Source organism: Campylobacter sp. CNRCH_2014_2849, from assembly GCF_025772845.1.
GTDB lineage: Bacteria > Campylobacterota > Campylobacteria > Campylobacterales > Campylobacteraceae > Campylobacter_D > Campylobacter_D lari_D.
The window spans coordinates 1-2,063 of record NZ_JAKMSW010000029.1 but is presented as its reverse complement, the minus strand read 5'-3'; the positions used below and the strand labels follow the sequence as shown (position 1 = coordinate 2,063).

1 protein-coding gene is annotated in these 2,063 nt (G+C 27.3%); it reads right to left on the bottom strand.

All coding sequences use genetic code 11. From position 1 onward, the window contains the following. Positions 1–2,063, bottom strand: a 2,063-nt coding sequence (locus L8X33_RS08515) for a hypothetical protein (protein WP_263670484.1), incomplete at both ends; no start/stop codon positions are given.

The following is a 2,063-nucleotide window of genomic DNA, read 5'->3' as shown; positions in this document are numbered from 1 at the left end:
CTGCAACACCTACTTTAGTAGCTACTCTTTTATAAATCTCATCACAATCAATCAAATCCCTACAATTAGCAAAAATAAAAACTTCTTCTTTTGGTAAATTAACAAATATAGTCGAACTTGAAGAATTAAATTTTACTTTTATTTTAATGGGTTGGTTTTTATTAAGATAATAACTTGTGCAATTATTTTCATAAATCAAATTAATCATTTGCTTTTTTCTAGCTTGAAAAAAATCCAAATCATTTTCCAAGCTAAGACATTTAAAGCACTCAGAGTTATAATTTAAGATTTTCCCTATATTATCTTCTGTAAGTATTTTTTGATTATTTTTATCTTTAGCAATAAAAGGCAACCACTTATAAACTGCTTCAGCATAATCTAAATCTTGCTTGAAGTCCTTATTAGATAATTTTTCTAATATAGGTTTATCTAGTATTTTTATATAAAATTGCATAGCTTCCAAAACCAAAAAAGAATCAGGAATAACAAATTTATTTACATTTTTATATTCACCTACATAAAACAACTCTTGTATATCTTTATAAATAAGATTAAATTCTTTCTTGTTATATTCATTATTTTTACACAAGTTATTAAAAATTTTATCCAATACTACGCTAATATAATTTTGATTTTCATCTTGGATATCTATTTGATCTCCTGATAAAAGCTTATTTTTCTCACTTAAGTCGATTAAATTTTGTGCATAAGAATTTAGATAATCCATAGCACAAGCAATATCCTTTTTAAATTCTTTGATATTTTCATTATTTTTTATCAAATGCTCATAAAAATAACTTGCCCAAACTATATTATACATAAAATGGCTAGTTAGCAAATAATTTTTCTCAAGCTCTCCTATATGAATTAAATGCAACTTGTCTGTATTTTTATAATCAAACTTATCTTTAATATCTAAGCCATATTTATAACCCAAATCAGCTATCACAGATCTTGATGACTCTAGTGCTTGTCTATATTCTCGTGAAAAATCTTCTTTATTAGGGATAGGTTTAGCTATAGTTTCTATATGATGTATTTCTATACTTGTTTTGCCTTTACTTGCTTGTTTTATATTTAAAGCACATTCATCAAGTCTTTTTTGATCTATTTGTCCTTGTGAATTTTTACATTCTTCGATCAAACCATCGGTTCCATTTTCCACATTTAAAACTTTAGAGCAATTATCTAAAGTTTTTCTAGTCATACCAAAACCAAAAAGTTTTTTAATATCTTTAATGAGTAATTTAAAAACAACTCTAATAACTCTAATAAAAATATTTACAAGACTTACTACAACACCTTCTATACCAGCTCCATTATAAGTATAAAGTTTTTGAATATATTTTTTTTGCCCAAAGATACAAAAACATTGAGCCAAATGTCCTCCTAAAGAATGCCCCACAACATCTATTTTAAAATTATCACTCCCATGCTTTTCTCTAATGATTTTTAAAACTTCATCGCTATAATTCATCAAAGACACCACTTGTGGAATTCCAAGCCTCAAAGCAATAAAACCATCTGTAAAAAATGCATCTTTTAATAGCTGTGTTCCACCTGTTTCAGTGCCACGAAAAGCCAAGATATAAGTATTATCATTTTTACTTGTATCTTTAAAAACAGTATGAGAATAACCACTGATGTTAGTATTTTTTACATGTTCTATAACTTCATAACGAGATACAAAGTTTTTAGTGCGTGGGCTAAGATGATGTCTTAAATTTCTAGGATTTTCATTGTGTTTAGCAAAATTTAAAGCCAGTAGGTTTTTTTGATCTTTTGCTTCTTTGTCTTCTTTGTTTCTATAAATAAAGCTTTGCGCTTTATTTCCAATAACTTGATCCTCATCTAAAGCTTCATTGTCTTTTCTAGGTTTTTTAAAGACAAGATCAGCAGAAAACCTCGCTTCTATAATGGTAGCATAAGCTGTAGGATCTCCTATTTCACGTTTATTTTTTAAAATTAAACTTTTTGAAGATTCATTTTGAATATGTTTATCTTCTATCTCATACCCTAACTTTATCCCATCTGCATAAAGCCACAAAGGAGGAGTAAAAGCG